Raw genomic sequence first — 246 nt, forward strand, 5'->3', positions numbered from 1 at the left:
TGGCAGAAACGTCACTCAATAAAAACACGCCAAATCAATGGGACAGAGACGGCGCATACGATAAATTCGCTGCCGTTATCCACACGAATAACCGCAGGATAACCGACCTGACGGCATATCCGTTCCAACCATGTATGGGCAATGGATTTCGTCCATGATCAGTTGGCGACTGGACGGAAGATCCGCATCCTGACGGTGGTTGACACATTCTCACGCTTCTCGCCAGCAGTCGATGCCCGCTTCAGT

1 pseudogene is annotated in these 246 nt (G+C 51.6%); it reads left to right on the top strand.

Features of this window, described 5'->3' with window-relative positions:
* Positions 1-126 precede the first annotated feature (126 nt).
* Positions 127-246: pseudogene (locus tag F9K91_RS25695) on the top strand (IS3 family transposase); the annotation flags it as partial.

This window comes from Brucella tritici (assembly GCF_008932295.1).
In the GTDB taxonomy this organism is placed as follows: domain Bacteria; phylum Pseudomonadota; class Alphaproteobacteria; order Rhizobiales; family Rhizobiaceae; genus Brucella; species Brucella tritici.